This is a genomic window from Vaccinium witches'-broom phytoplasma str. VAC (genome assembly GCF_000309405.1).
Classification (GTDB): Bacteria; Bacillota_I; Bacilli_A; order Acholeplasmatales; family Acholeplasmataceae; genus Phytoplasma.
Window position 1 is genome coordinate 1 of record NZ_AKIN01000243.1, and the last position, 2,002, is coordinate 2,002.

Here is a 2,002-nt window from a genome sequence, read left to right on the forward strand (position 1 = left end):
ATAAAATATATTTATTTTCCATTAATTTATGATTAATAATTGTTTGAACTATAGTGAATAAATTCCCTACAACCCAATATAAAGACAAAGTTACATCTTTGAAGGAAGTAAAAGTCATTAATCCGATCATCATATAACTAAAAACCTTCATACTTTTTTCTTGAGCTTTTTTTTGTGTTTGTTGTTCTAAAGTTAAAATTTTAGTATTTTGTTTTAAATAAGATGGTTTTTTTAAACTTAATTTGTTTAAGAAAAACATACTTATGCCCACGAAAAGAGATAAAACTAATTTAACAATAATAAGATTATTTTCTACAGGATTTAAATTAATAAAACCTAAAAAGGGTTTTTCAGTGCGAGGAGTAAATATTCCGCCATAAACACGAAAACGATTTAAAGATCTTAACATAGCGATAAAAATAGGCATTTGTAAAAAAGTTATAAAGATACTGAAAATATTAAAATTGTATTTTTTATATACTTTCATTATTTCCATTTGCATTTGCTGCATAGACGCTTTGTCTTTTCTTAAAACGTATTTAGCTCTGATTTTATCTATTTCCGGTTGAGCTAAACTCATATTCAAAGAAAAGGAACTAGTTTTAGTATAGATCGGCCACGATAAAGTTCTGATCAAAATAGTAGTTAAAATGATGCCTAAGCCTAAATTTCCAAAAAAAATACCATCTTCTTCGCTGGCAAAGATATTGGAGAAGAAGTCTAAAGAAGAACCGATGAAAATGATTAACACGTTCCAAATATAACCCCACCCTAAAATGCCAGTCCATCTTAATTTAGAAGGCCATTGAATAGGAGAGTCGCCAAAATCGTCTACAAATAATTTTAAGTTTAAATCTGTTTGTTGTGCGCCTTCTTTTAAAACAAAAGTATTGAAGTCGCCATTGTCATCTTTTTTCTCTCTGATTTTTTTGTTATAATCGTCAACACGAATTGTTTCTTTCTTATCTTTATCTTCAAAAATTTTAAAATTTTTAAAAATTACGGATTTATCATTACCTATCTTATAAACAAGCAATTTTTGTTTGTTAACCTTGTCATAATGTTTTTGAAATAAAGCGTAATCAAAATTAGTCCCTCTTTTGATAGTGAAAAATTGTTTAACAATGTTTGCTGGAGGATTTTTTTTCTCATCAAGTTTTTCTTCAAAAGAGAAAAAATAATCTTTTTTATGTAATATAGCATCTATTTTGTCTTTTAATGTTTTTTTAAAAGCGTCTATCATTTTTCTACTATTTTCATTTGTGTCAGAAGGGTTAAAATCCTCTTTTTTCCATTGTCTAACAACGATATTTTTATTCTTTTGAATACCCATTTGAAAAATATTGACACAATTTGAATAATCGGTAAAATTAAAAGATTGTGGATCATTTAATTTTAAAATCATGTCTTCCAATTTTATCTTTTTAACATCATAGGTTACATCATGATTAAAAACAATCTTGATGTCAGCGTCTTTTAACTCTTCTATGTTTTTCTTAGAAGGGAAAGCCCATTTGAAAAAAAGAAATAATAAAATAGTCATCGAAAGAAAGGTTAAAAATTTTTGTATTTGTTTAAACGGTAATTTTTTTTTACTCATATTATTAAAATATCCTTATTTAGAAACAATTAAGAAATTGTTTTAATTAAAATTAAGAAATATTTAGATAATCCAACAAAATCAAGTTCTTTCGCTTTTGGTTTGATAACAAGAACGAAAGACGTATGAGGATTGATCATATTCATATTTTGACAAATAATCATTCTTAAACGTCTTTTAATTAAATTTCTTTCGTGCGATTTACCGTATTTTTTACTAATACTTAAAGCAAATTTAAAATGTTTAAAATGATTATTTTTAGCATAATATAACGTAAAAAAACCATTTCTGATATTTTTATTTTTATTAAGTTTAAAAATCAAATCGATTTCACTATTTTTTCTTAAAATAAATTTTCTTTTCATGATAAAAATTTATATTATCCTTTTTTTATCTTAAATT

Annotated in this window: 2 protein-coding genes; both read right to left on the reverse strand. The window is 24.8% G+C overall.

Features of this window, described 5'->3' with window-relative positions; translation table 11 throughout:
- Positions 1-1,600: YidC/Oxa1 family membrane protein insertase (locus tag RI68_RS03535; protein ID WP_017193798.1), on the reverse strand; the 1,600-nt coding region annotated here is incomplete at its 3' end.
- A 29-nt stretch (positions 1,601-1,629) separates the two neighbouring features.
- A complete protein-coding gene (rnpA, locus tag RI68_RS03260) occupies positions 1,630-1,965 on the reverse strand; it encodes a ribonuclease P protein component (protein ID WP_017193799.1) in 336 nt (111 codons plus the stop codon).
- Positions 1,966-2,002 lie beyond the last annotated feature (37 nt).

What these genes read in the sequence shown, in the direction of transcription:
- rnpA (WP_017193799.1), bottom strand. Translation starts at nt 1,965, where the DNA reads ATGAAAAGAAAATTTATTTTAAGAAAAAATAGTGAAATCGATTTGATT.